This is a genomic window from Agromyces sp. NPDC029043, from assembly GCF_055564615.1.
Window position 1 is genome coordinate 66,926 of the sequence record NZ_JBVHVX010000010.1, and the last position, 25,538, is coordinate 92,463.

The window sequence follows — 25,538 nt, forward strand, 5'->3', positions numbered from 1 at the left end:
CGCCCCGCGCCGCCCCACGTCAATCCCCTCACGCGGTCGGCCGTTCGGGCCCATACTGGCGCCGTGATGACCGCATTGTGGTTCGGACTCGTGGCGTCGAGCGCACTGGTGATCGGCGCGTTGATCGGCGTGCGCTTCCGCCTGCCCAAGCGCGTGCTGGCGATCCTGCTGTCGTTCGCGGCGGGGGCGCTCATCACGGCCCTCGCCTTCGAGCTCTTCGAGGACGCGTACGAGCAGGGCGGCATCCTGCGGGCATCCCTCGGGCTGCTCGTCGGCGCAGTCGTGTTCGCCGTGCTCAGCGCGCTGCTCGATCGATGGGCGCAGCCCGGGTCGCGGTCGAAGCCGACGGCCGAGGTCGAGGGCAGCGTGAAGCTCGACACGGATGCCGCGGCCGCCGACCGTCCGGCGACCTCGGCCTCGACGCGGGGTGCGGCCGGGCTGGCGCTGCTCGCGGCCGTCACGCTCGACGGCGTGCCGGAGAATCTCGCGCTCGGCGTCGCGCTCGGCGGCGCCGGATCGGGCGGACTGGCCCTCCTCGCCGCGATCTTCGTGTCGAACCTGCCCGAGGCGCTCGTCGGCGCCTCGTCGATGCGCAGCCAGGGGCGCTCGGCCGGGAGCATCATCGCGCTCTGGGCGGGGTGCGCCGCACTGCTCGTCATCGCCGTGGTCGTCGGAGCCGGCCCGCTGGCGAACACGGATCCCGAGACCATCTCCCTGCCGCTCGCGTTCGCCGCCGGTGCCGTGATCGCCTCGCTCGCCGACACGCTGATGCCCGAGGCGTACGAGCACGGCGGGCCGGCGGTCGCGCTCAGCACCGCGGCGGGGTTCGTGCTGTCGTTCACGCTGTCGCTCGCGTGATGCCGGCTCGCCCCAAGCGTGTCGCGGCCCGAACGGTGACAGCGAGGATCGCTCAGGACTAGAATCGCGCCGTCCGTCCATGGGGGAAGGAACGGATCATGGTCCAGGGTGCGCGCTCCACACCGGCCACCGGTTCGTCGTCCGAGTCGACTCGACGACGACCCGTCCTCGTCGATGATCCGTCCGGGCCGCTGCTCGATCCGGAGATCCTCGAGATCCGCGTGCACGGCATCGCGAACACGCCGCCGGCGGAGATGCTCGAGGTCGATGCGTCGCAGATCGTGCGGGGCTACGGCGATGAGCTCGGCTCGTTCTGGCGTCGGGCCGACGACGCACCCGACCCGGCGACCGGCATCAGCCGGACGGAGGCGTACTCGTGGGGCGCGATGGCGCGGACCGGCGGTTCAGCGCTCGCGGTGATCCAGCGCGTGCTGGTGCACATCGGCTGGCTCTTCATCCTGCCCTTCGGCATCAGCAACCTCGCGTACTGGGTGCGGCCCATCCCGGAGCAGGATCCCGACCGCACCGACCAGTGGCGCGGCGGCCCGGGCGCGGCGACCCTGCGCCTGTTCGCACTCGTGCTCACGCTGATCTACGTCACGGCGTTCATGTCGGTCTCGGTCGACCTCGTCGCCGTGCAGTGCTTCGCGGGCGGGGCGGTGTGCGAGACCATCCCGGCTTTCCTCGACGGACTGCGCGACTGGCCGCGCGCGGCGCGCGCCGCCGTGTTCAGCCTCGCACCCGTGATCGCGATGCTCGTGATCTACCTCATCGCGCGCAGCGGGCGCGTCACGTGGGAGCCGAGCCTCACCGCGTTCGCCAAGGAGCACCTCGGGGCGTGGAAGCCCCCCGCCGGCGTCGGCGAAGAGGGCGTGGAGCGCGCGCCGGCGCCCGCGGACGAGCAGCCCGAGCCCTCCGTGCCGCGGCCCCTGCTCGCCACCCCGGGCTTCTGGACGCGGGCGCGCACCGGTCCGACGTCCGAGCGTCTCCATTTCGCGGCGGTCGTCGCGCTGGTCCTCCTGCTGCTCTGCTGGGATGCCGCGTTCGCGCGTGTGGGGGAGGCGTGCCTCGTGGTGGATCCGTTCAGCGTGCGAGGTGTCGTCGACGCGTTCCAGGCGTGCCTCGTCGGCGCCTCCTCCGGAGGAGGACTCCAGTCGGTGGCGATGTGGACCGGCGTCTTCGCTGCCCTGATGCTCGCCCTCATCGCGCTGCAGGTCGGCCTCGCCTCGCACTCCGGGGGCGACCGGTCGGATGGCGCGAAGCGCGCGCTCGCGGCCTGGTCGCTCGGGCTCGTGGCCGGCGTGTACGTCGCGTACGTCATCCTCGCGGCGGTCTGGCGACCGTCGACGACCGGCCGCACTCCCGAACCGGACCCGATCACATTCTCCGGGCTCGTCGCCACGCCGTCCGTCCTGCTCACGCTCGCCCTGGGGCTCGTCATCCTCACGCTGGCGATCGGCACGCAGGCCCCCCAGTCCCGGAGCGTGCGCTGGATCCTCATGACGGCGCTCGGACTCGCGTTCGGCGCCGCCGTGGTCTTCACGGTGGGGTGGTGGTGGGTGCTGCTCGTCGCCATCGTCGCCGCGGTCGTCCTGCACTTCTGGTCGCGCGCCGACGGAGCGTGGCGCTCGTACGACCTGGCGACCGTGGGGTGGCGCGGCTTCGGCCTGGCGGTGGGCATGCTCTGCGCGTTGCTCGTGGCGATGATGATCTCGAGCCTGCTGGTCCTCGGCGTCGAGCGGTGGCTCGATCCGGCCGCCGAGGCCGAGGTCGTCGACGGACGCCGCGTCTATCCGGAGGGTGCCGCGGGCTTGCCCACCGTCCTCGTCGAACCCGTCGCGTACGGGCGCTTCGCCGTCGTGCTGACCGGCATCGTGCTCGGCGTGCTGGCCATCCTCGCGTTCGTGCTGCTGAAGCTGCTCACCCGGCTGCCACGACTGACCGTTCCGCAGGTCGTGCTCGACGACCCCGACAACCTGCCGGGCGAGGAACAGGGCGGCGAGCCGACCCCCACGCGCCCCTATGCCGGACGCGAGCCCGACGGCGCCGACCGGCACGTGCGCCAGAAGGCGACGTCGCGCCGGACCGCCGCGCTGCTGCACCGCGGCGAGCCATTGCTCGGGTGGATCGCGGGGCTCTCGGCGGCAGGGTTCCTCCTGCTCGCCTCGCCGACCGGATACCGCATCGTCGCGGACTGGTCGTTGAGCGAGGAGCAGCGGGCGGCGGTCCGGGAGGCGAGCATCGGCGTGCTCGCCGCCGTCGCGGTGGCGGCCGTCGGCGCGGTGGTGGCGTTCGCCGCGACGAAAGCCGAACGCCCGTTGGCGCTGTTCTGGGATGTCATGTGCTTCTTCCCGCGCGCCGGCCACCCGTTCGCCCCACCGTGCTACGCCGAACGAGCGGTGCCCGAACTGACGACGCGGATGCAGAAGTGGTACTCCGCAGCCGACCTCGACGCCGCCGACGAGACGCAGCGGACTCGGCGCGGGAACCGACGAGGCGTGATCATCGGGGCGCACTCCATGGGGTCGGTCGTCTCGGCGGCGGCGATCTTCGCGCTGACCGACAACGACGAGAAGGAGCGGACCCCCGCGATCCTCCGGCTCGGGCTCATCACGTACGGCACGCAGCTGCGCGCGTACTTCAGCCGGTTCTTCCCCGACATCCTCGGACCGGCGGATCTCGGCATCACCGGGACGCGGGGACCATCGCTCGTGCGTCGCGACCCGTGGACCGCGCAGGTGCTCAGCGAGTGGCCGGAATCGGTCGACGCGCCGGCGGCGACCGCCCGTGCCCCGTTCTGGGTCCACACCGGGTTCAACGAGCGACACGGGCGCGAGTACGCACTCAGCGGCCTGCTCGGGATGACCTCGACGACGCCACCGCGCTGGATCTCGCTGTGGCGACGCACCGACTACCTGGGGTTCCCGGTCGAGGGCTACAACGAGGTCGGGAATCCGATCGACCGCGGCGCGAGCGAGTACGTGCCGTCGGCGTACTCGCGCCAGATCGCGACCCACAGCGACTACCTGGGCACCGCCCAGTACCGCGAGGCGCGCCAGGAACTCGTGGCGATGATCACGGAGAACACGCCCGAGCCCGAGGGGACGAACGAGACCGCCCCGCAGTCACCGGCCGCCGATTTCGACGAGGTGGGGTCGCGGTTGTGGCGCCTCGTGCTGGACTGGGTCGCGGGGAACGGCGGGCCGGCGCAGGACCGGCCCGACCGTCCGGCCGGAAGGTGAGGCAGACGGTGGGGGTGCATCGTGAACGAGAACGATGAGGCAGTGCGCCTCGCCGTCTACACCGGGCTGGCGACGACCGGGCGGCTGCCCACGCTCGTGGAGCTCGCGGAGACGACGTCCCTCGAGCCGAGCGAGGTGGCGGAATCACTCGAGGCGCTGGCCGCGGCCCGCCACGTCGTCTTCGACGGCGACCACCGCATCGTGCTCGCCCACCCGTTCGCGACCCGCAACTTCGGGTTCTCCGTGATGGGGGAGCGGACGCTGTGGTGGGGCGGCTGCGCGTGGGATGCGTTCGCGATCCCGCACCTCGTGCCGGACGAGCCGTCGGCCCTCGTCGCGACGACCTGCCCGGCCTGCGGGACCGCGCACTCCTGGACGGTCACGCGGGCGGCGGAACCCGACGGTCCGCAGGTCGCGCACTTCCTCACGCCGGTGGCGCACGTCTGGGATGACGTGATCCACACCTGCGAGAACCAGCGCATCTTCTGCTCGACCGGATGCGTCGACGACTGGCTCGCGCGCACGGGCAACACGCGCGGCTACGTGATGGACCTGCCGGCGCTCTGGCGGCTCGCGTCGCGCTGGTACGAGGGACGACTGGACTCGCCCTACCGCCGCCGCGAACCCGCGGAGGCGAAGGAGTACTTCGCGAGCGTGGGGCTCACCGGGCCGTTCTGGGGCGACTGACGCGGCAGGTTCAGCTGCGCGGCGACCAGGGACCGAGCAGGTGGTCGGCGATCACGTCGATCGTGAGGCGCGCCGTCGGCTCGGACGGGCGGCCGAGCGAGCTGTGCGCGGCCCCGGGCGTCATGCGCACGACCGCGGGCACCCCGGCCGCACGGAGGCGCCCGGCGAAGTCCTCGCCCGACGTGCGGATCGTGTCGAACTCCTCGGTGATCACGAGCGTGGGCGGGAGGCCGGCGAGTTCGCCGTTCGCGGGGAACGCGTACGGGTCGTCGAGCACGCTGCGCCGGCCGGCGTAGTTCCACGCCATGTGCGTCAGGTCCTCGGGCCGGAACACCGCGCCGCCGGTCTCGGCGCGCATGCGGGCGAGCACGTCGGCCGGGACCGGATCGCCGTACGGGTGCAGCAGCGGCGCGACGAGCACGAGGCTCGCGGGCGCCGGGCCGGCGGGGCGCGCGTCGCGGACGCGCTTGGCGACCCCCGCGGCGAGGTTGCCTCCGATGCTCGAGCCGCCCAGGTGCAGCGCGCCGGCCGGCACGCCGAGGGCCGCGGCGTGGGACGCCGCCCAGCGCCATCCGGCCAGCACGTCGTCGGAAGGCACGGGGTAGTGCGCTCCCCGGACGGCGTGGCGGTAGTCGAGCGACACCACCGCGACCCCGCGGTATGCGAGCTCGAGGGCGGGCCAGTGCGCGTCGGCGCGGTCCAGGTCGCCGCCGATGAACGCGCCCCCGCGCACCCAGGCCAGGCCGACCCCGACCGGGTTCGGCGGCCGGTAGATGCGGGCGACGACGGGGCCGTTCGGTCCGGGGAAGACGACCTCGCGCGTGGAGACGGCCGCGAGATGGGGGAAGCGCTCCAGGATCCCGGCGGGCGAGGCGGTCTCGTCGGTCGCCGGCAGCGCGCCGGCGAGTTCGACGATCCGGAGCAGGTCGGTGAACGGCGGCAGCGCGCGGTCGGCCGTGCGGCCGGCGATGCGCACCAGCAGGCGGGGAGCGACCCGGCGCAGGATCCCGGCGGCGATCCCCGCGACCGTCGCCGCGGCGGCGGGCGGCGGCAGCACGAGACGCTCGTCGACCGGCGCCGCCGGACGTCGGGTCCCGGTGGACGGAGCCTCATCGGCCATGCCCCCACCTCCCCGGACGCATTCCAGCCAGTGCGGAAGGTGGGACTCGAACCCACACGCCCGAAGGCACAGGAACCTAAATCCTGCGTGTCTACCGGTTTCACCACTCCCGCGAGTGCCTGTTCAGTCTAGGCGGGAGGTCGCCCGCCCCTGTTGCGGAGCGGCCCCGTCCGCCAGACTTTCGACCATGCAGGTCTCAGGGTCGGAGGCCCCGCGGGGCGACCTCCTCGTCATCTTCGGCATCACCGGCGACCTCGCGCGGGTGATGACGTTCCACTCGCTCTACCGCCTCGAGCAGCGGGGCCTCCTCGACTGCCGCATCCTCGGCGTCGCATTCGACGACTGGACCCTGTCGCAGCTCGAGGAACGGGCCCGCGAGTCGATCGTCGCGACCGGCGAGCGGCTCGACATCCGCGTCTTCGAACGGCTCTGCCACCGTCTCTCGTACGTGCACGGCGACTTCGCCGACCCCGCCACGTACGACCGGGTCGCCGCGGCGATGGGCGAGGCGCGTCATCCGGTGTTCTACCTCGAGACGCCGCCCAGCCTGTTCGCCCTCGTCGTGAAGGGTCTCGCGCGAGCGGGCGTCGCCCGCGACGCCCGGTTCGTGATCGAGAAGCCCTTCGGCCACGACCTCGCCTCGGCGCGGGCCCTCGCGGCCGAGCTGCACGAGGTCGTCGACGAGTCCCAGCTGTACCGGATCGACCACTACCTCGGGAAGATGGGGCTCGAGGAGATCCTCTACCTGCGATTCGCGAACACGATGCTCGAGCCCGTGTGGAACCGCACCCATGTCGAGTGCGTGCAGATCACCATGGCCGAGGACTTCGGCATCGCCGGCCGCGGCGGGTTCTACGACCCGGTCGGGGCGCTGCGCGACGTCGTGGTCAACCACCTCATGCAGCTGCTCGCGGCCGTCGCGATGGAGGCGCCGGCGCACGGCGACGTCGAGTCGATCCGCACGATGCAGACGGTGCTGTTCCGCTCGATGGCCGACGCCGACCCGGCGCGCTACGTGCGCGGCCAGTTCGACGGCTACCGCGACATCGAGGGGGTCGCCCCCGACTCGACGACCGAGACGTTCTGCGCGCTCGAGCTCGGCATCGAGAACTGGCGCTGGGCCGGCGTGCCGTTCTACATCCGCACCGGCAAGCTGCTGCCGATCACCCAGACCGAGGTGCGGCTCGTGTTCAAGCCGTCGCCGCAGCTCGGCTTCGGGCTGCGCACGCCCGACAGCCAGCCCGACCAGCTCGTCATCCGCCTCGACCCCGGCACCGGCGTGCGCATCATGCTGAACGCCAAGCGAGCGGATGCCGCGACGCCGAGTCCCGTCGAGCTCGACATGGAGTTCGCGCACAAGGGCGGCGAAGGCCCGACGCCGTACGAGGTGCTGCTGCACGCCGCGCTCGAGGGCCGCAGCATCCGCTTCGGACGGCAGGAGGCCATCGAGGCGGCATGGCGCGTCATGCAGCCGCTGATCGACGCCCCGCCGCCCGTGCAGCCGTACGCGCCGGGCAGCTGGGGCCCCGATGCCGCGGCAGCGCTCACCGCCGACCACGGCGGCTGGCGCGAACCCTGGTCGTGACGCGGCATCCGCCCCGGATCAGTGCGCCGGCGACATGCCGGAGCCCAGCTGCGTGAACAGCCGCATCTTCCGCTCGATGGCCTCCGAGTCGGTCGGCAGGTCCCAGAGATACACGGTGTCGGTCGGCGCATACCGGATGGTGCGCGTCGAGGTCGCCACCTCGATCTCGTCGTGCACGACGCCGAACAGGTCGGCACCCGTGTGCGCGGTCGCCCGGATGATGGTGCCGAGCGAGTCGCCCGTCTCGGTCGCGAGGACCCGCCCCGCGTGATGCGCCCGCAGTCCGCGCGCCGTGATCCGCTTCAGCGGCCGCGGCTCGGCGCCCGAGATGTTCGGCCAGCACACCTTGCACCCGCGGACGCCCGCGATGGCGCGGGCGCGTTCGCGCGTGATGAGCGCCGGAAGCGGGATGCGGTACTCCCGGTCGGCCGCGAGGCGCCGGCGATGGTCCTCCGTCCAGCGTGCCCGTCGGTCGAGGTGCGGTTCGAGCGCCGGGCACTCGAGCCGGTGCAGCGTCTCGTCGCGGCGGCCCGCCCGCGTGACGGCGAACTCGGCGCCCTCGCCGAACGCCTGTCGCAGCGCGTCGAGCTCGCGCGCGACGATCCGCTCGACCAGCGCGTCGGTCTCGTGCAGTGGGTGCAGGTCGCCGAGCGCGACCCCGGATTCCGCCGATCCGGTTGGCATCATCCGTCCTCCGTTCCTCGTCGTCCCCCGAGCGCAGGTGCTCGAGGCCGAATGTACTGGACCGATGGGACGGTTCTGCGCAGCGGCGCGATCGGCCTCGGGGCGTGTCAGGAAGCGCACTGCGCCGGCATCCGGGGCCCGCGCCCCGGACGGGGTGCTGGCCCACCGGATCGACCGTGGTTACGCTGGCCGCAAGCCGTCCGGACCGCAGCGATGCGCGAGGAAAGGACTGACGTGGTCGAGCGCGGCGTGATCCTCGTGATCTCCGACGACATCGGAGCCGTGGATGGGCTGCGCCGAATCCTCGATGAGCACCGCTACGCCGTGGTGCCCGCGCCCGGCGACGCGGCCACCGCCCGCGCCGCGCTGGGCGTCGGGCCCGATCTCATCGTCGTCGATGCGAGACTCGCGCAGGCCGATCCCTTCGACCTGGTTCCCGGGCTCCGCGACGGCGCCGAATCCCGCGACCTGCCCGTGGTCTTCGTGGCCGCCGACGACGATGTCGAGTCGCGGGTCCGCGGCCTCGAGGTCGGCGACGACCTCATCTCCCTGCCGTTCGACGCGCGAGAGGTGCTCGCCCGGATCGAACGGCAGGTGACGGTCTCGAAGGTGCGGATGGCGCTCCGCGAGTCCGAGGCGAGGTTCCGGTCGGTCATGGAGTCGGCGATCGATGCGATCATCTCGGCGGACTCCGGCGGCGTCATCCGGAGCTGGAACAGCGCCGCGACGGCGTTGTTCGGCCACGACGCGCATGAAGCGGTGGGCAGCAGGCTCGAGCTCGTCATCCCCGAGCGGTTCCGAGACCTCCACCGGGCGGGGATACATCGCGTGAGCAGCGGCGGGGAGGCGCGCGTGATCGGTTCGACGATCGAGCTCGCGGCGATCCGCAAGGACGGCACCGAGTTCCCGATCGAGCTCTCGCTCGCGACGTGGTTCCTCGACGAGGATCGCTACTACACCGGCATCATCCGCGACATCGGCGATCGCAAGGCCGCCGAGGACGCGCTGCGCCGCAGCGAGCGGGAGCTGCGGGAGCGCAGCGAGCAGCTGCGCCGAAAGAACGCCGAACTCGAGGAGAGCCTGCAGCGCATCAGCGCCATGCAGGACCAGCTGATCCTCCACGAGAAGATGGCCTCGCTCGGCAAGCTCAGCGCGGGCATGGCGCACGAGCTGAACAACCCCGCGGCAGCCGCCCAGCGCGGGTCGGCGCAGGCGATGGCGGTGTTCGCCCGACTCCAGAACGCGCAGCTGCAGCTGGGGCGGCTGGGCTTCCACGGTCGGCATCTCGAGCAGCTCCAGGAGCTCGACTCGCTCGCCGCTGCGCGGGCACGCGAGCCCGCCCAGCTGAGCGCCGTCGCCCGCAGCGATCGCGAGGGCGACCTCGAGGCGTGGCTCGACCGGCACGGGGTTCCCGCAGGAGGCGAGATCGCGCAGTCCCTCGCGAGCCTCGGGTTCGCGCCCGATGACCTCGACGCGCTCGGCGAGGTCTTCGATCAGGAGGGGTTGCCCGTCGTCGTGGAGTGGCTCGGGCTGAAGTTCCTGATCTACACGCTCCTCTCCGAGATCTGGGTGGGCACGAGCCGGATCGCCGAGCTGGTCAAGGCGCTGAAGACCTACACCTATATGGACCAGACGCCCGTCCAGGACGTCGACGTGCGATCGGGACTCGACAACACGCTCGTCATCCTCCAGAACAAGCTCAGGCGCGGAGTCCGCGTGGTGCGAGAGTACGACGCCGACCTGCCCTCGATCCAGGCGTTCGCCGGCGAGCTCAACCAGGTGTGGACGAACCTCATCGACAACGCGATCGACGCCATGCACGGCGACGGCACGCTGACCCTCAGGGCGCGGCGCGACGGCGACGCGATCGAGGTGCAGGTGGAGGACGACGGTCCGGGGGTGCCCGACGACATCCGCTCGAAGCTGTTCGACCCGTTCTTCACCACCAAGCCGCAGGGGGAGGGCACCGGACTCGGGCTGCCCATCTCCAGGAACATCATCGTGAAGAAGCACCATGGCGAGCTCGACGTCGACTCGCGGCCCGGCCGTACGCGGTTCATCGTGCGACTGCCGATCCGCCTCGCCCGGTCGGACGAGTACGAGGAGGCGGACGGATGACGACCGATCGCGGCGTGATCCTCGTCGTCTCCGACGATGCCGACGCGGTGACCCGCCTGCGCGGCATCCTCGAACAGGGCCGGTACGACCTCATCGCCGCCGAGGGCGACGCGGTGCACGCCCGTGCGGCCCTCGCCCACGACCCCGAGCTGATCGTCGTCGACACCTCACTGCACCATGCCGACCCGTTCGACCTCGTCGCCGACCTGCATCGCCACGGCGACGGCGACGACCTGCCGGTCGTGTTCGTCGCGGGCGAGGATGACGCGCCAACGCGCACGCGAGGCCTCGAGATCGGCGACGACCTCATCTCGACGCCGTTCGACCCCGCCGAGGTGCTCGCGCGCATCGAACGACAGGCCACGGCCTCGAAGGCGCGGACGGCGCTCCGGCAGTCCGAGGCGACCTTCCGATCGGTCATGGACTCGGCGACCGACGCGATCATCTCCGCCGATTCGGAGGGGGTGATCCGCAGCTGGAACAGCGCCGCGACCGTCCTGTTCGGCCACGCGGAAGCCGACGCCGTCGGCCGGAAGCTCGAGCTGATCATTCCCGAGCGGTTCCGCGAGCGCCACCGCGCCGCCCTGCACCGCGTGAGCAGCGGCGGACCCACGCGCGTGATCGGTTCGACCGTCGAGCTCGCGGCGATCCGCGCGGATGGCACGGAGTTCCCGGTGGAGCTCTCCCTGACGACCTGGTTCCTCGATTCCGATCGGTACTACACCGGCATCATCCGCGACATACGGGAACGCGTGCAGGCCGAACAGCGGTTCCGGTCGGTCACCGAATCGGCGATCGACGCGATCATCTCGGTGGACCACACCGGCCGGATCATGTCGTGGAACTCCGCCGCGACCCGCATCCTCGGCCATACGCAGGAGGAGGCGCTGGGCCGGAGGCTCGAGCTGATCATCCCGGAGCGCTACCGCGAGCTGCACCGGGCCGGCATCGAGCGCTACACGAGGACCGGCGAGGCCCACGTCATCGGCAGGACGGTCGAGCTCTCCGCGCTCAGGAAGTCCGGCGAGGAGGTGCCGATCGAGCTCTCCCTCTCGACGTGGACGGTCGGCGACGAGCGCTACTACACGGGCATCCTCCGGGACCTGGGCGAGCGGAGGGCTGCGGAGGCAGCGCTGCGCCGCAGCGAGGAGGAATTCCGTCAGAAGGAACAGGAGTTCCACGCCAGGTACGCCGCGCTCGAGGAGTCCCTGCATCGGATCGGCACCATGCAGGACCAGCTCGTCCTGCAGGAGAAGATGGCCTCGCTCGGCCGGCTCAGCGCCGGACTGGCGCACGAGATGAACAACCCCGCATCGGCGGCCCAACGCGGTGCAGCGCAGGCGATGAGCGTGTTCGAGCGCCTGCAGGACGCGCAGATCCGGCTGGGCATGCTCCGGTACTCGGGACAGGACCAACTGCAGCGCCTCCGGGAACTCGACGCGCTCGCCGCCGATCGTGCGAAGGACCCCGTGCAGCTCGGCCCGCTCGAGCGCGGTGACCGGGAGGCCGCACTCGAGGACTGGCTGGACGCGCACGGCATGCCGGTGGGGGAGCTCGCGGCGTCGCTCGCCGGTCTCGGCGTCGTGCCCGACGACCTCGACGCGATCGGCGAGGTGTTCGGCCGCGAAGGGCTTCCCGTGGTCGTGGAATGGCTGGCGCTGAAGTCGGCGGTCTACACGCTGCTGACCGAGATCGTGGTCGGCACCAACCGGATCGTCGAGCTCGTCCGGGCGCTCAAGCGGTACACGTACATGGACCAGGCGCCGATCCAGGACGTCGACCTCCGGTCGGGACTGGACGACACCCTGGTCATCCTGCAGAACAAGCTCAAGCACGGCGTGACGGTGGTGCGCGAATACGATCCCGACCTGCCGCCGATCCAGTCGTACGGGGGCGAGCTCAACCAGGTGTGGACGAACCTCATCGACAACGCCATCGACGCGATGGACGGCGAGGGCACGCTGACCATCCGCGCGCACCGCGCCGGCGACTGGGTCGAGGTGGAGTTCGAGGACGACGGACCGGGCGTGCCGGAGGAGATCCGCTCGAAGATCTTCGATCCGTTCTTCACGACGAAGCCACCGGGGGAGGGCACCGGCCTCGGCCTGGCGATCTCCCGGAGCATCATCGTGAAGAAGCACCACGGCGAGTTCGACCTCGAGTCCCGGCCGGGGTGCACGCGGTTCACGGTGCGGCTGCCGATCCCCCCGCAGCCCGAGGAGGCGTGATCCGATGGCCAAACCCGTCATCATGACCGTCGACGACGAGCCGCAGGTGCTCAACGCCGTCGCCCGCGACCTCCAGTCGCGCTACGGCGAGGAGTACCGCATCGTGCGCGCCGGCTCCGGCAGGGAGGCGCTGGACGCGATCGAGGAGCTCGAACGCCGGAACACCCCCATCGCGCTGTTCGTCGTCGACCAGCGGATGCCCGGCATGACGGGCACGGAGTTCCTCGCCGAGGCGATCCGGCACTATCCCGAATCCAAGCGCGTGCTGCTCACCGCCTACGCCGACACGGATGCCGCGATCACGAGCATCAACGCGATCGACCTCGACTACTACCTGCTGAAGCCGTGGGATCCGCCCGACGAGCGCTTCTACCCGGTGCTCAACGACCTGCTCGACGACTGGCACGCGAACACGCCGCCGGTGTACGAGGGCATCCGCGTGGCGGGCACGCTGTGGTCGCCGACCACGCACGCCGTCAAGGACTTCCTCGCGCGCAGCCAGATCCCGTACCAGTGGCTCGACATCGAGCGGAACGAGGGCGCGAAGGCGCTCGTCGAGGCCACCCTGCAGGGCAGCACGCGCCTGCCGGTCGTGTTCCTGCCCGACGGCACGGTGCTCGCCTGCCCCGACCTGCACGAGCTGGCCGAGCGGATCGGCCTCCGCGCGCCGCCCCAGGCGCCGTTCTACGACCTGATCGTGATCGGCGCCGGCCCCGCCGGCCTGGCCGCGGCGGTGTACGGCGCCTCCGAGGGGCTCCGGACCGCCGTGATCGAACGCGAGGTGCCCGGCGGGCAGGCCGGCACGAGCTCGCGCATCGAGAACTACCTCGGCTTCCCGCACGGCATCAGCGGCGCCGACCTGGCGCGGCGGGCGGTGACGCAGGCGAAGCGACTCGGCGCCGAGATCCTGAACCCGCAGGCCGTCACCGGCATCCGCGTCGAGGACAACTACAAGATCCTCACGCTCGACGACGGGAGCGAGCTCCGCTCGCGGGCGATCGTGCTCGCGACCGGCGTCGAGGCGAGGACCCTCGGCATCCCCGGTGAGGAGCGGCTGAGCGGGGCATCCGTCTACTACGGCGCGGCCGCGAGCGAGGCGGTGAGCTACACCGGATCCCGCGTGGTCGTCGTGGGCGGGGCGAACTCGGCCGGTCAGGGCGCGATGTTCCTGTCGCGGTACGCCGCCGAGGTCACGATCCTGGTGCGCGGCGAGTCGCTCGCCCGCAGCATGTCGAAGTACCTCATCGACCAGATCGAGGCGACCCGCAACATCACAGTGCGCCCGCACGCGCAGGTCGTCGCGCTCGACGGCGAGACGCGGCTCGAGTCGATGACCGTGCGCGACACGGTCACGGGTGCCGAGGAGACGCTCCCGGCCGACGCGATGTTCGTCTTCATCGGCGCGGTTCCCGGCACCGACCTCGTCCGCGACCTCGTCCAGCTCGACGACCACGGGTTCGTCGTCACCGGCCAGGACCTGGTGCACGACGGCCGGCGTCCGCGCGGATGGACCCTGAAGCGCGACCCGTTCATCCTCGAGACGAGCGTGCCCGGCATCTTCGCGGCCGGGGACGTGCGGGCGGGCGTCATGCGGCGCGTGGCGTCGGCGGTGGGACAGGGCTCGGTCGCGCTCAGCGTCGTGCACAAGTACCTCGAGACGGTGTGACCGCGTGGCGACCGACGGGCTCACCGAGGCGGCCGACGCGCTCTACGCGCTCGTCCCCGAGGAGTTCACGGCGGCGCGGAACGCGCGCGCGGCCGACGCGAAGCCCGCCGACCCCGCGCTGGCGAAGCGCATCGCGGCGCTGCAACGTCCCTCGCCCGCGGCGTGGATCGTGAACCGGCTCGCGCGCGACCAGGCCGACCGCTTGGGCGACCTCGTGGGCCTCGGCGGGGAGCTCGCCGACGCCCAGGCCTCGGGCGACGGCCGGGCGATGACGGCGCTCGCCGCTGAGCGGCGCGAGGTCGTCGGCGACCTGGTGCGGGCGGCGGTCGCGCTCGCCGACGCCGCGGACCGCACGCCGTCGCGCGCGGTGCTCGACGCGGTCGAGCAGACGCTGGTCGCGGCGACCGTCTCGGACGAGGCCGGTGCGGCCGTGCGCACGGGGCGGCTCGTGCGCGCGCTGCAGGCCGTGGGGTTCGACGTCGAGGTCGACGGCGCCGTCGCGGGTGAGGCGTCGGCGCCGCCGCCGGCGCGATCGAGACGTCCAGCGGATGGCGCGGCCGGGGCCGCCGGGGGCGCCGGGGCCGCCGCTAAGGACGCTGCGGCCGAGGACGCCGCCGCCGACGAGAAGACGCGCGACGAGCGCCGCGCCGCGCGCGAACGCGCGGAGGCCGCCGCCCGGGAGGCTCGCGAGCACGCGGAGACGGCGGGGCGCACGCTGGCCGAGGCCGAGGAACGGCTCGATGCCGCTGCGCGCCGCCTGGACGAACTGCGCGCGGAGCGCGACGAGCTCGAACGCCGCCTCGACGAGGTGCGCGACGAACTCGCCGAGGCCGACCGGGAGGCGAGGACGGCGCGGCGCGACCGCGAATCGGCCGCCGACGCGAGCGACCGCGCCGACGTCGACGCCGAGGACGCGGAGGCCGAGCTCGAGCGGCTGGACTGAGCTCCGGCGAGCCGACCGGGACCTTCGGCCCCGCCCGCCGCGGGGCGCACCCGGGAGACTGCACGGAGGCAGGGTGGGGGAACGATGACGACGACGCAGGAACCCGAGCAGGAGCTCCCGGCACCGACCCCGCGGCAGCTCGCGCTGCTCTCGGTGCCGGCACTCGTCATCGGGATCATCGCCGCGCTCATGCTCTGGGCGCTCGAGGCGATCGCGGGCGTGATCGAGGACTACGTGTGGACCACGCTGCCCGACTCGCTGGGCGTCGATCCGAGCGGATGGTGGATCGTCGCGGTGCTCACGACGACGGGGCTGCTCGTGGGACTGGGCCTGCAGTTCCTGCCGGGACACGGCGGCTCCGACTCGGCGACGACCGAGCTCTTCGAGCCGCCCGTCAAGCTGCGGACGCTGCCGAGCATCGCGGTCGTGACCGTGCTCGGCCTGGCGGGCGGGGTCAGCCTCGGCCCGGAGAATCCGATCATCGCGATCAACGTCTCGCTCGCGGTCGCACTGCTCGCCCGCTTCATGACCATGGTGCCGCCGCGGCTGGCCATGCTCATGGCGGCGGCGGGCACGATCGGGGCGTTGTTCGGCACGCCCGTCGGTGCCGCGCTGCTCTTCACGGGCGCGCTCGCGGCGGTGCGCGGCGGCGGCGCACTGTGGGACAAGCTTTTCCTGCCGCTCGCGTCGGCGGCCGCCGGTTCCGCCACCATGCACGCGCTCGGCGTGCCGCCGCTCGCGTTCACCGTGCCGAAGAGCGACGTCGACCCGCTCGACGTGCTCGTCGGCGTGGCGGTGGCGTGCGCCGCGGTGCTCATCGGGCTGCTCGCGGTCTTCGCGCTGCCGCTCGTGCACCGCGCGTTCCACGCGCTGCGCAGCCCGATCCTGATCGCGACGCTCGGCGGGTTCGTGCTCGGCCTGCTCGGCCTGCTCGGCGGCCCGATCACGCTGTTCAAGGGGCTCGACCAGATCGGGGAGCTGCTCTCCGATCCCGACGCGTACTCGGCCGGTGACCTCGCGCTCATCGTCATCGTGAAGCTCGGCGCCCTCACGGTGGCCGCGAGTGCCGCCTTCCGCGGCGGGCGCGTGTTCCCCGCGACGTTCATCGGCGTTGCGATCGGCATGCTCGGCCACGCGCTCATCCCGTCGCTTCCGCTCGGCCTCGCGATCGCGTGCGGGCTCATCGGCATGCTGCTCGTCGCGACGCGCGACGGCTGGCTGTCGTTGTTCATGGCCGCCGCCGTCTCGGACGACATCGGGCTGCTGCCGTGGCTGTGCGTGATCATCCTGCCGGCGTGGCTGCTCGTGACGCGGGCGCCCGAGCTGCGGGTCGTGGTCAGCCATCCGAGCGCGACGTCCGCTCCCGCCACCAACGAGGCAGGTCGGCGAGCGAATCGAGCACCGCATCGGGAGTGACGCCCGCGTCGAGGTCGGATGGCGCGAACTTCCCGGTCCGCACCAGCACCCCGGCGAGGCCGGCGCGCTGGGCGCCCTCGACGTCGGTGCGCAGGTCGTCGCCGACCATCACGACCTCGCCGGGCTCGAGGCCGAGCTCGGTGGTCGCGGTGCGGTAGAAGGCCGGATCGGGCTTGCCGAGTACGATCGCCGTGCGCCCGGTCGCGTACTCGAGCGCACGGACGAACGGCCCCGCGTCGAGGCGGAGCCCGTCCTCGGCGCGCCAGTACCGGGTGGTGCCGAGTGCCAGCAGGGGCACGGCCGCGTCGGCCATGAGCAGGCGGAACGCTCGGTTGAGCGTCCGGAAGTCCCATCCGTCGCCGAGGTCGCCGATGATCACCGCGTCGGCGTCCGGCCCATCGCCGTGCTCGGACGGCGCGAACCCCGCGAACTCCGTCGCGGTCGCCTCGGGCACGAAGAGGGCGGGGCGCGCCATCCGCTCGGCCCGCAGCCACGCCGCGGCCACGACCGCCGGCGTGAGGATGTCGTCGGGCGCCGCGTCGATGCCGAACCGCCGCAGCTTCTCGACGATCGCGCTGCGCGGACGCGAGCTGGTGTTCGTGACGTAGCGGTACGGCACGCCCTCGCGCGCGAACCACGCCACCGCCTCGGCAGCGCCCGGCACGACCACGTCGCCGACGTAGAGCACGCCGTCGAGGTCGAGCAGGAGTCCCGGCATGCCACCATCATGCGCTGCCGGGCGTCGACTCGCGCGCGTGGCGCGGTGCCATCCCCCCAGTTCGGGCTCCGCACGCGGGGCCGGCGGGTTTCGGGGTGACAATTGGGGGAACTCGTGGATGACAGGGGACGACGCTGAGCAGCACCGAGATCACGCGGGAACGATCTGAGCCCGATCGTTCGGCCGAGCACGCCCGTGCGCGCCGACGCCGCCCCGATCCCGAGCGCAAGCCGTCGTTCCGGCCCGACATCCAAGGGCTGCGGGCCTTCGCGGTGCTCGTCGTCGTGCTCGACCACCTGTTCGGCTGGCCCGCCGGCGGGTTCGTCGGCGTCGACGTGTTCTTCGTCGTCTCGGGCTTCCTGATCACCGGGCTGCTGCTTCGCGAGTACGAGCGCACCGGGAGCATCTCGTTCACCGGGTTCTACCGGCGACGCGTCAAGCGCATCATGCCGGCGGCCGTGCTGGTGCTCGCCGTCACCGTGGTGGCCGCCTGGTTCCTGTTCGCGCAGGCCCGCTTCGCCTCGACCGTCGTCGACGCGATCTGGTCGCTGCTCTTCGCCGCGAACTGGCGGTTCGCCTCGACGGGCAGCGATTACTTCGAGTCATCCGGGCCGGTCTCGCCGCTGCAGCACTACTGGTCGCTCGGCGTGGAGGAGCAGTTCTACTTCGTGTGGCCGTGGCTGATGCTGCTGGCCTTCGTGATCTTCCTGCGCGGCCGTCGGGCGGGGTCGGCCGACGGCGCGCGGCTGGTCGCGGGCGTCGCGATCGCGGTGCTGTCCATCGCGTCGTTCGCGTGGGCGCTGTGGCAGACCGCAGACAACCCGACGGTCGCGTACTACGCGACCCTCACGCGCGGGTGGGAGCTCGGCATCGGCGCGGGCCTCGCGGTGCTCCTCCCGCTGCTGACCCGGCTGCCCGCGGCGCTGCGTCCCGTGATCGCCTGGCTCGGCCTGGTCGTGATGACGGCGTCGCTGTTCCTCATCTCACCCGAGTCGCCGTTCCCCGGGCCCGCCGCCATGATGCCGGTGCTCGGCACCGCGCTCGTGATCGCCGCCGGATCGGGTGCCGCCGAGCATCGGGGGCTCGCGGTGCTCACGAATCCCGTGAGCCGGTACGTCGGCGACATCTCCTACTCGATGTACCTCTGGCACTGGCCCATCATCATCTTCGGCGGCATGCTGCTCGGCGATCTCGGATTCCTCGACGACGCCATCCTGATCGTCGCGATCGTGCTCGCGTCGGTGTACAGCTACCACCTCGTCGAGGACCCGATCCGGCGTTCCGACTGGCTCGAGAGCAGGGCGACGCGCGCGAAGCGCGCCGAACGCGCCCGCCCGCGCCGGGCGCCCGCCCGGCGGGCGTGGGGCTGGGTCAGCCTGGTCGCCGTGGTGGCGGCCTTCGTCGCCGTGTTCCAACTGACCCCGCAGATGACGCACGGCGCCGACGCGACCCCCGCGAAGCCCGTGCCGGACTCCGACGCCGGTACCGTCGTCGACGTGCCGGCGAGCGAGGTCGGCCCCGAGACCGCCGCCCTCGAGGCCGAGATCGCCGAGGCCCTGGCGGCCGAAGAGTGGCCGGAGCTGGAGCCGACCATCGAGGACGCCATCGCCACGGGCGACACGTCGGAGGAGATCCTCCCGTGCGGCCTCATCGAGCCGTATGACGAGGAGGCGTGCACCTTCGGCGATCCCGAGGGCGACCGCACCGCCGTGCTCGTCGGCGACTCCACCTCGATGACCTACGTCGAGGCGCTCAGCACCGCCATGGGCAGCGACGGCTGGCAGGTCAGGAGCTACGGAACCTTCGGCTGCTCCTTCATGGAGCCCCTCATCGACAACGACGACCCGAACGTGGTCGAGAACTGCGAAGCCCGCAAGGATGCCGCGGTCGACGCGATCAACGAACTGCAGCCCGACCTCGTCTTCATCACGAACACCTACGACCCGCGGACGCCCGTCGGCGAGGAGGAGCCGCTCACCCCCGACGGATGGAAGACGGCGATGACCGACATCGTCGCCCGCTTCCAGGACTCCGTCGGCCGGATCGTGTTCCTCGCGCCGCCGCCGAACGACGTGCACATCGCCATCTGCTACTCCCAGGTCGCGGTCCCCGCGGACTGCATCAGCCGGGTCACCGACCAGTGGGCCACCTACGCGCAGGCCGACGCCGAGGTGGCCGGCGAACTCGGCGCCGCCTACGTCAGCTCCGAGCGCTGGTTCTGCGTCGACGGGCTCTGCCCCAGCTTCGCGGGCGGCGTGCCCACGAAGAGCGACCACGTGCACATGCTTCCCGCCTACGCCGTCAAGATCGCCCCGGCGATCTGGGAGGAGCTCACCCGCCAAGGGCTGCTGTAGCCGCCCGTCGCCGCGGGCATGTGGATAAGTTCGCGGGCCGATCGCGCCGGTTCTCCATGATGGAGCGCATGACCGATCCCGTGCGCAGCATCGCCGAGCGGGTGCGGGGTCGGGTGCTCCGCGAGGGCGTCGACCTCGCCCGCGACGAGGCGCTCGCCGCACGGTACGCGCACGAGGAGGTGCGCCGCTACTCCGAGCGGGCGCTCGCCGGCGCGCACGCGCCACTTGGCGACGAGCCGGGCACGGCGCGAGAGGTCGTGGCATCTATCACCGGGTACGGCCCGTTGCAGCCGTTCTTCGACGACCCGACGGTGGAGGAGATCTGGATCAACTCGCCGACGCGCGTCTTCGTGGCCCGCGCCGGCGTGTCCGAACTGACGACGCTGGTGCTCTCCGATCGCGAGGTGCGCGACCTGGTCGAGCGGATGCTGCAGCACTCGGGCCGTCGGGTCGACCTGTCAAAACCAAGGATTTGACATATTTTTGATCAGGGATTCTGTCCATCTTCGGCTCTTGAGTTCGAGGGGGACGGACTCAGTTCGTCGGGGACCTTGTTCTCGTCCTGCAGGCGTTGGATCCCCGGCAGAACCTGAGTCTCGAATCTGTCGAGCAGTTCAGTCAGCTGATCAGTACGAACCTGCGATGGATCCTCGACCCAATCCTCGATCCATCCGGCAACGACACCTAGGGTCCAGCCGCATGCTTCTGGACGCACTTCAGGACCGTAGGATTTCGCCGCTGCTTCCTCTAGCCGTTCGATCGCCTCGGACAGTTGCTCGTAGGCGGGAAGACCGCTTGCCTTAAGTCTCACGAGAAGAGCGGCTTGCTTTCGCATTGTCGTCAGCGCGGACGCGTCATCGACCTCTAACGGGCTGTACCGCTCGTAAGCCCACTCCAGAACTGCTTCGCCTATCGTTCGACGGTCCGCGCTCGCCGCCGCATTGGCCTCTCGCTCCGCGAGACTGGCGCTGAGCTCATGCGTACGCCGCGATACGCGGAGGGATGCGAGGCCGACGATGATCGTCGCGACACCGAGAACAAGGGGCACCACCACCGTTCCCAGGACTTCCAATGGGCTGGGCGGTGCATTCAGCACCTCCACGATCTGGTCGAGCCGACAACTAATGCTGCGGTCGCTGCACTCACCCATTGGCGCACTCTATCGCCGGTCGCGTTGGCTAACCCCGAAGCGCCACCGTGAGCGCGTCCACGTTGGGGACATGCTGCCAGGGGCGCTCGTTCGGCTCGTCCAGCCCAGCAGCGAGCCAGCCGACGAGCCCGACGAGCTCCGTGGCGGTCAGGGACCGGCGGCGCACGTCGAAGTGGAGCATGATGCTGCGCTCCATCGTCGTCGGACCGATCGCGCCGATCTCCTCGTGCGCTCTCTCGCAGGTCGGGCAGAGGTAGCCCGCGAGGAGTTCCGGCGACGGTCGTCCACCAATGGCGGTCGGGCTGACAGTGGCTGGAGTCCACAGGCCGGCGGCCTGCGACGGCAGGACCGAGATGGTCTCGACGCCGCAGAGCATGCACCCGCCGCCGATCGGCGACGAGTACGGCAGCGGGCGCTCTACGCGGGCGTTGAGCAGCCCTGCGAATGCCGCGCGGAGGTCATGCCACTGCCAATCGATGACGTGGCCCCACGGCTGCGACGCCGCCTCGGCATCGCGCGCTTCCTTGGCCCGCACCGGGGAGTATCGGGCTGCCCATCGGGTGGCGACGCCGACCGCGGTCATGTGCTCCACGAGGAGCCGCAGACTCGCGTCGGTGTGGATGGGGAGGTCGCGCTTCAGCGCGTCGAGCGCGTTCAGCGCGGCCTCCACGCGGTGCATGCCCACGCTGCGGCTGCCCATCTGCGCCTGCACCCGCGGGTGCGCGTCGAGCAGGCTGGCGGCGCGGTCGTGCACCTCGCGGCAGTGTGCGCACCTCGTCATGGTGACGGTCTGAGGGGCGCGGGGCCTCGGGTCGTCTAGCGCCGCCGAGTGCCATCCGTCGAATTCGACCGATTCGGCGTGCGGCGGCGCCACTGCCTGCCCGCACGCGAGGCAGGCGAGGTCGTCGGCCCCGATGGACACGGTAGTCGTTATCGTCATGCTCGCGGTGGTGGTCATGGCTCCTCGCTCAGAATCGCTGGGTGCGGCCGCGGTGGCGACGTGCACGGTTCTCGGTGTTCAGTTCGGGCACTGCGCGCATGAGCCGCTTCACTGCCTGGTACTCCTCGCGCGAGAGGATCACCGAGCCCTCAGGGATCGTCGGCGCGGGGGGCGGCGGGGGAGGAGGCGGCGGCTCGGGCTTCCGCCTCGGCTTGAGGTTCAGCTTCGGCACAGGCTTCGGAGCCGGAGGCTCCGGCGGGGGCGGCGGAGCCCAGCGGTTCTCCACCGCGCGACGAGCGGCTGCCGCACGCTCTCGAGCGTCCTGCGCGATCTCCCACGGGCTCGGCTCGTACCTCATCGCTGTGCCGCCTCGTGAATCAGCGCAGTGATGCGCGCTCGCTCCGCCGATCGCTTGGCGGCCCGACGGGCGAGCCACTGCCGCCGGACAGCACGGGCGCGACGAGCGGCCGCGACCCGCTGCCGGTCGGCACGGGTGGTCACCTCGTGCTCGATCCGGGCGAGGCAGACCCAGCCCCACTCGTGCGCGACGTCCGGCGGCCTGCACGGCACGCCGACTTGGGCCTGCCAGTGCCGCAAGTCGGGGCAGCGCACCTGCAGCGCGAGGTCAAGCGCTCGGCGCTGCGCGGCGCGGGCTTCAAGCGCAGGACTCGGCGGCGGCGGGCTCTGGACAGGTCCCCCGCGCGCCTGCGCAGCCGTAGACAGGCGCGCGGCGTCGAGTAGTACGGCTGTACCACGGAGATCCTGAACGGCCCTGCGAGGCGCTGAGCGGGACAGGTCGGCGGACGGTTCGACAGCGGGCATAGCGGCGGTCCAATCTCTCGGCCCGGCCCTACTGCCAGCAGCGACGCCCGGAGGCGTATATTAAGAAGCGTACTACGGATGCACCTTGAAGATGTAGTGCCGCTACAAGGAGACGTCGCCCGATGAAGCTCAACCAGCACCACCCCGCCCAGTCCCTCACGGCCAGCCGATCGCTGACAGCATCATGCGCGCCCAGTACTGCGCGCAGCCTCACGGCTTCCGCCCTGCCCGCGTGGCTCTCGCCTCAGGCTCTCGCCACGCGCTCGCTGCGAGCCGTCGACTCGATCAGCGACCCTGAGGAGAGGGCGCAGGCGTTCAAGCGTCACATGGCCCGCTTCGCCTGACTCGACGGACTACGGACGGCCCCGAGCTGACAGGTTACGGGTTACGGGGTACCTAGGGGTGACGGCTTACGCCGTCACCACTCCCTAGGAACCCGCTAACCCGTTATCCGTTCAGCGGGAGGGAATCCGTCGTCTGCATGTCCGCCGTAGCGTTAGGGTTCCGGCGGTACTCCGTTCCCCGCGCTCGGCCGCTGCTCCACCGTCTCGACTCAACCTGCCCGCGAGCCAGCAGGGATTCCAGAACGGCCTTCTCCGCGTTGTATGCCGGGCCGTCCTGCCGCGGCACGGCGACCTTGGTAAGAACCCAACTTCCATCCTCAGGAAGCCGTTGCCACACGCGACGCTCGGCCGCGAGGTCGCCACGGTCAAGAGCGGGCCGGTCCTCCCGCCGCCTGTCCGCCGCGTTGTGCGAGAGCACAGGCAGGCCCTGATCGTTCAGCACCACCGGATGCCCGAGCACGAAGGGGTCGTCCTGCCTCGGCACCGCCGTGAAGAACGACCGCTTGGAGGTCGGCAGAATCGGGTAGTCAGGCGATGCGCCGATCCAGAGTCCCTCCAGTTCAGCGGACGACTCCACGCCCTGCATGGGCATGTTCGAGTGCACGCCGGCCGGCGAGTGCATCCCGCCGAACACCCCGTTGGGGATGCCGCATCCACTCAGCAGTTCGAGGAACCCACTCAGCAGTTCTCCCGTTCGCTCGGTCTGGGAGCCGAGCACGCTCGTCACCCCGTCCAGGATCACGGTCAACGGCGAGTCTCGGCCCAGCCAGTGCGTCAGCCGGTGTTCCCAGAATCCGACGCGCTCGGGCTTCGAGAAGTCGGCCGACCGCGCGCCGCCCGTCCGCTTCAGGAAGTCCACGAAGAGCACGCCCGCGTCCGCGCCGTTCGGGCCGACGTAGCACGGCACCCCGTCCAGCAGCATGAAGGTGAGTCCGTGCAGCTCCAGGTACCGGTGCCAGGTGGCAGGCCTGCCCTCGGCGACGATGAGCCACGTGTCGCGCGAGCGCTCCGCATCGGTCATCTCTGCCGGATCGAAATGCTCCAGGAGTCGCTTCTCCGGGACGATCAACGACGCGGCGAGGCCCTGCAGCACCGTCGACTTGCCCCAGCCCTTCGGGGCGACGAACCCCGGGACCTGCTCGTGGTTCAGCAGTCCGGGGATCAGCTCTCGAGGAGGCGGATCCAGCGACGCGTCGTATAGCGCGGGCTGAGCGTTGTGCCGGTGGGTGATCTGTCCGCGTAGCCGTTCGGCCTCGCGAGGGTCGAGCACGCGTCCGTCGACTGAGAGCGGACTGGTGAGCAGCAGGCCAAGCGTGCGCTTGGTCTCCCGCTCGTCCATCCCCTGGCCGACGAACGGGCGATCCATCCACTCCTCGGGCTCGATCACGAACTCATTCGGCGTCCCCGGGGCAACGACGATCAGCCCGCGCGCGCGAGTTCTGGCGCCCTCGGTCGCGGCCGCACGCTGCCGCCGGATCGCTTCGGGACGGTCGCTCACCCAGTCAGGGATAGGCGGCAGCACAGCGCCCGAAGGCGACGCAGCAGGAAGCTGAGCGCCCCGGTATCCCTCGACCATCGCGCGAGCATCACTCGCGGGGTGGCAGTCGCATGTGCAACTCCACGGCTTTCGCTCATCGTGCGGGTGCCGACTCGGATCCCAGACGGCCCAATGCCTCCACACGTCGCCGTCGTCGTCGGGGAGAGGGCAGAGGGCGATGTGCACGCCCTCGCCGAGCTCTCGGTGCTCCGGGAAGTAGTCGAAGACGTCCGGGACTGAGGACGGTCTAGTCTTCACGGCGGACCTCCATCTCGTCCCACAGTTCCGGCTCGATGTGCAGGACGGCGAGCCCGGCGACGATCTGCTCCGGCGTCATCGTCTTGTAATACGCCCCGTCCTGAAGTTCGCGCAGGCGCTTGTGCCGGTATCGGTTCGCCTCCGCCCGGCAGGGATTGCCACAGAACAGTTTCTTGCCGCCCTTGTTGGCATGGAACGGTCCGCCGCAGTTCCGGCACTTGTATCGCCGTGCCGTGCGCCACTCGTCTTGGCCGACCATCAGCGTGCCTTCCCGCTCGTGAGGCTGAGCAGCGCCGCCACGCGCGCCGCCTGGGCGTCCGTGAGCCGAGGCAGCGCATGCGCCGCCTCTGCAGGCGTCGGCCCGCTCACCGGTCGCCGCCTTCGGTCGGACCGACAACCTCGGCGCGAACGGGCAGCGTGATGAGCTTCACTCCGCGGCGCTTCCGCGGGTCGCGCATCTTCGGGTAGTGGATCTTGAACGCGGCTTCGATCTCGTCGAGGTCGACGAGCACGACGCGAGGCTTCGACGCATCGCGGTAGCCGTGGATGAAGCCGCGGCTCATCCAGTTCTCGATGGTGAGCATCGTGCAGCCGAGCTGTTCGGCGGCGCGGTCCTTCGCCAGATAGCGAGCCATGATGGTGGGTCCAAGTCTCTTGGACCACACGCCCGCTGTTGGTCTGCTGACGGGCTGCTCGGCTTCGGGACCGCGCCTCTGTGGCGGTCGTACCCCCAGCCGAGCACTCTTCCGTCTCTCCGCCCGGCCGTCACACTGAATGTACGACCAGTCACCAGGAGGAGAGCCAGCGCTTGCTTCGCGTGGTGGCGAGGCGGCACAGCGTGCCTGCCTCGCTATTTCGATTTTAGCGG

General features: G+C 71.3%; 20 protein-coding genes and 1 tRNA gene. 12 read left to right on the forward strand and 9 right to left on the reverse strand.

Annotation, left to right across the window (positions count from 1 at the left end):
* The first annotated feature begins 63 nt into the window (after window positions 1-63).
* The 3 genes from ACZ4TW_RS13665 (at window position 64) to merB (ending at window position 4,787) form a co-directional block, all read left to right on the forward strand.
* Window positions 64-858 (forward strand): ZIP family metal transporter, encoded by a 795-nt coding sequence (locus tag ACZ4TW_RS13665; protein WP_465543272.1) that lies wholly within the window; start codon window positions 64-66, stop codon window positions 856-858.
* 98 nt (window positions 859-956) lie between these two features.
* The gene (locus tag ACZ4TW_RS13670; RefSeq protein WP_465543273.1) at window positions 957-4,100 is read left to right on the forward strand and encodes a phage holin family protein; all 3,144 of its coding nucleotides are present in this window, start codon (window positions 957-959) and stop codon (window positions 4,098-4,100) included.
* A gap of 21 nt (window positions 4,101-4,121) precedes the next feature.
* Complete coding sequence (gene merB, locus ACZ4TW_RS13675) at window positions 4,122-4,787, forward strand: organomercurial lyase (RefSeq protein WP_465543274.1); 666 nt, start codon at window positions 4,122-4,124, stop codon at window positions 4,785-4,787.
* 10 nt (window positions 4,788-4,797) lie between these two features.
* On the opposite strand, the gene ACZ4TW_RS13680 is transcribed toward merB, so the two are convergent.
* Window positions 4,798-5,907 carry an alpha/beta hydrolase fold domain-containing protein gene (locus tag ACZ4TW_RS13680; protein ID WP_465543275.1) on the reverse strand — a complete coding sequence of 370 codons (1,110 nt, stop codon included), beginning with the start codon at window positions 5,905-5,907 and terminating at the stop codon, window positions 4,798-4,800.
* A gap of 31 nt (window positions 5,908-5,938) precedes the next feature.
* Window positions 5,939-6,020: transfer RNA gene (locus ACZ4TW_RS13685), tRNA-Leu, on the reverse strand.
* A gap of 74 nt (window positions 6,021-6,094) precedes the next feature.
* On the opposite strand from ACZ4TW_RS13685, the gene zwf reads away from it, so the two are divergent.
* A complete protein-coding gene (gene zwf / locus ACZ4TW_RS13690; protein ID WP_465543276.1) occupies window positions 6,095-7,492 on the forward strand; it encodes a glucose-6-phosphate dehydrogenase in 1,398 nt (465 codons plus the stop codon).
* 18 nt (window positions 7,493-7,510) lie between these two features.
* On the opposite strand, the gene ACZ4TW_RS13695 is transcribed toward zwf, so the two are convergent.
* Window positions 7,511-8,176, reverse strand: coding sequence for a hypothetical protein (locus tag ACZ4TW_RS13695; RefSeq protein WP_465543277.1), 666 nt, complete (start codon window positions 8,174-8,176; stop codon window positions 7,511-7,513).
* A gap of 234 nt (window positions 8,177-8,410) precedes the next feature.
* Here ACZ4TW_RS13695 and ACZ4TW_RS13700 point away from each other — a divergent pair, with 234 nt between their 5' ends.
* The 5 genes from ACZ4TW_RS13700 (at window position 8,411) to ACZ4TW_RS13720 (ending at window position 16,547) form a co-directional block, all read left to right on the forward strand.
* Window positions 8,411-10,294 (forward strand): ATP-binding response regulator, encoded by a 1,884-nt coding sequence (locus ACZ4TW_RS13700; protein WP_465543278.1) that lies wholly within the window; start codon window positions 8,411-8,413, stop codon window positions 10,292-10,294.
* Window positions 10,291-12,522, forward strand: coding sequence for a hybrid sensor histidine kinase/response regulator (locus ACZ4TW_RS13705; protein WP_465543279.1), 2,232 nt, complete (start codon window positions 10,291-10,293; stop codon window positions 12,520-12,522). Before ACZ4TW_RS13700 ends, ACZ4TW_RS13705 begins: the two co-directional genes overlap by 4 nt.
* Window positions 12,523-12,526: 4 nt before the next feature.
* Complete coding sequence (locus tag ACZ4TW_RS13710) at window positions 12,527-14,188, forward strand: FAD-dependent oxidoreductase (protein WP_465543280.1); 1,662 nt, start codon at window positions 12,527-12,529, stop codon at window positions 14,186-14,188.
* Window positions 14,189-14,192: 4 nt separating this feature from the next.
* Window positions 14,193-15,131, forward strand: coding sequence for a hypothetical protein (locus ACZ4TW_RS13715; protein WP_465543281.1), 939 nt, complete (start codon window positions 14,193-14,195; stop codon window positions 15,129-15,131).
* Window positions 15,132-15,215: 84 nt separating this feature from the next.
* On the forward strand, window positions 15,216-16,547 hold the full coding sequence (locus tag ACZ4TW_RS13720; protein ID WP_465543282.1) for an ion channel protein: 1,332 nt from the start codon (window positions 15,216-15,218) through the stop codon (window positions 16,545-16,547).
* Here the strand turns inward: ACZ4TW_RS13720 and ACZ4TW_RS13725 are convergent.
* Window positions 16,468-17,265, reverse strand: a complete 798-nt coding sequence (locus ACZ4TW_RS13725; RefSeq protein ID WP_465543283.1) for a TIGR01458 family HAD-type hydrolase — start codon at window positions 17,263-17,265, stop codon at window positions 16,468-16,470. The genes ACZ4TW_RS13720 and ACZ4TW_RS13725 overlap by 80 nt on opposite strands.
* Before the next feature lie 257 nt (window positions 17,266-17,522).
* Here ACZ4TW_RS13725 and ACZ4TW_RS13730 point away from each other — a divergent pair, with 257 nt between their 5' ends.
* Together ACZ4TW_RS13730 and ACZ4TW_RS13735 are read left to right on the forward strand one after the other, a co-directional pair.
* A complete protein-coding gene (locus tag ACZ4TW_RS13730; RefSeq protein WP_465543409.1) occupies window positions 17,523-19,619 on the forward strand; it encodes an acyltransferase family protein in 2,097 nt (698 codons plus the stop codon).
* A gap of 68 nt (window positions 19,620-19,687) precedes the next feature.
* The gene (locus ACZ4TW_RS13735; RefSeq protein WP_465543284.1) at window positions 19,688-20,095 is read left to right on the forward strand and encodes a hypothetical protein; all 408 of its coding nucleotides are present in this window, start codon (window positions 19,688-19,690) and stop codon (window positions 20,093-20,095) included.
* Between the two features lie 11 nt (window positions 20,096-20,106).
* Here the strand turns inward: ACZ4TW_RS13735 and ACZ4TW_RS13740 are convergent, their stop codons facing one another.
* Together ACZ4TW_RS13740 and ACZ4TW_RS13745 are read right to left on the reverse strand one after the other, a co-directional pair.
* The gene (locus tag ACZ4TW_RS13740) at window positions 20,107-20,769 is read right to left on the reverse strand and encodes a hypothetical protein (RefSeq protein WP_465543285.1); all 663 of its coding nucleotides are present in this window, start codon (window positions 20,767-20,769) and stop codon (window positions 20,107-20,109) included.
* A 28-nt stretch (window positions 20,770-20,797) separates the two neighbouring features.
* On the reverse strand, window positions 20,798-21,709 hold the full coding sequence (locus tag ACZ4TW_RS13745; RefSeq protein ID WP_465543286.1) for a hypothetical protein: 912 nt from the start codon (window positions 21,707-21,709) through the stop codon (window positions 20,798-20,800).
* A gap of 944 nt (window positions 21,710-22,653) precedes the next feature.
* Here ACZ4TW_RS13745 and ACZ4TW_RS13750 point away from each other — a divergent pair.
* On the forward strand, window positions 22,654-22,875 hold the full coding sequence (locus tag ACZ4TW_RS13750; protein ID WP_465543287.1) for a hypothetical protein: 222 nt from the start codon (window positions 22,654-22,656) through the stop codon (window positions 22,873-22,875).
* Between the two features lie 103 nt (window positions 22,876-22,978).
* On the opposite strand, the gene ACZ4TW_RS13755 is transcribed toward ACZ4TW_RS13750, so the two are convergent.
* The 3 genes from ACZ4TW_RS13755 to ACZ4TW_RS13765 all read right to left on the reverse strand — a co-directional run bounded on the left by ACZ4TW_RS13755 (window position 22,979) and on the right by ACZ4TW_RS13765 (window position 25,305).
* On the reverse strand, window positions 22,979-24,451 hold the full coding sequence (locus ACZ4TW_RS13755) for an AAA family ATPase (protein WP_465543288.1): 1,473 nt from the start codon (window positions 24,449-24,451) through the stop codon (window positions 22,979-22,981).
* A gap of 208 nt (window positions 24,452-24,659) precedes the next feature.
* A complete protein-coding gene (locus ACZ4TW_RS13760) occupies window positions 24,660-24,929 on the reverse strand; it encodes a hypothetical protein (RefSeq protein WP_465543289.1) in 270 nt (89 codons plus the stop codon).
* A 106-nt stretch (window positions 24,930-25,035) separates the two neighbouring features.
* Window positions 25,036-25,305 carry a hypothetical protein gene (locus ACZ4TW_RS13765; protein ID WP_465543290.1) on the reverse strand — a complete coding sequence of 90 codons (270 nt, stop codon included), beginning with the start codon at window positions 25,303-25,305 and terminating at the stop codon, window positions 25,036-25,038.
* Window positions 25,306-25,538 lie beyond the last annotated feature (233 nt).

Coding starts and splice junctions, on each gene's coding strand:
- ACZ4TW_RS13670 (WP_465543273.1), top strand. CDS start 957: ATGGTCCAGGGTGCGCGCTCCACACCGGCCACCGGTTCGTCGTCCGAG.
- ACZ4TW_RS13680 (WP_465543275.1), bottom strand. CDS start 5,907: ATGGCCGATGAGGCTCCGTCCACCGGGACCCGACGTCCGGCGGCGCCG.
- zwf (WP_465543276.1), top strand. CDS start 6,095: ATGCAGGTCTCAGGGTCGGAGGCCCCGCGGGGCGACCTCCTCGTCATC.
- ACZ4TW_RS13695 (WP_465543277.1), bottom strand. CDS start 8,176: ATGCCAACCGGATCGGCGGAATCCGGGGTCGCGCTCGGCGACCTGCAC.
- ACZ4TW_RS13705 (WP_465543279.1), top strand. CDS start 10,291: ATGACGACCGATCGCGGCGTGATCCTCGTCGTCTCCGACGATGCCGAC.
- ACZ4TW_RS13710 (WP_465543280.1), top strand. CDS start 12,527: ATGGCCAAACCCGTCATCATGACCGTCGACGACGAGCCGCAGGTGCTC.
- ACZ4TW_RS13720 (WP_465543282.1), top strand. CDS start 15,216: ATGACGACGACGCAGGAACCCGAGCAGGAGCTCCCGGCACCGACCCCG.
- ACZ4TW_RS13725 (WP_465543283.1), bottom strand. CDS start 17,265: ATGCCGGGACTCCTGCTCGACCTCGACGGCGTGCTCTACGTCGGCGAC.
- ACZ4TW_RS13735 (WP_465543284.1), top strand. CDS start 19,688: ATGACCGATCCCGTGCGCAGCATCGCCGAGCGGGTGCGGGGTCGGGTG.
- ACZ4TW_RS13740 (WP_465543285.1), bottom strand. CDS start 20,769: ATGGGTGAGTGCAGCGACCGCAGCATTAGTTGTCGGCTCGACCAGATC.
- ACZ4TW_RS13745 (WP_465543286.1), bottom strand. CDS start 21,709: ATGACGATAACGACTACCGTGTCCATCGGGGCCGACGACCTCGCCTGC.
- ACZ4TW_RS13750 (WP_465543287.1), top strand. CDS start 22,654: ATGAAGCTCAACCAGCACCACCCCGCCCAGTCCCTCACGGCCAGCCGA.
- ACZ4TW_RS13755 (WP_465543288.1), bottom strand. CDS start 24,451: ATGGTCGAGGGATACCGGGGCGCTCAGCTTCCTGCTGCGTCGCCTTCG.
- ACZ4TW_RS13760 (WP_465543289.1), bottom strand. CDS start 24,929: ATGGTCGGCCAAGACGAGTGGCGCACGGCACGGCGATACAAGTGCCGG.
- ACZ4TW_RS13765 (WP_465543290.1), bottom strand. CDS start 25,305: ATGGCTCGCTATCTGGCGAAGGACCGCGCCGCCGAACAGCTCGGCTGC.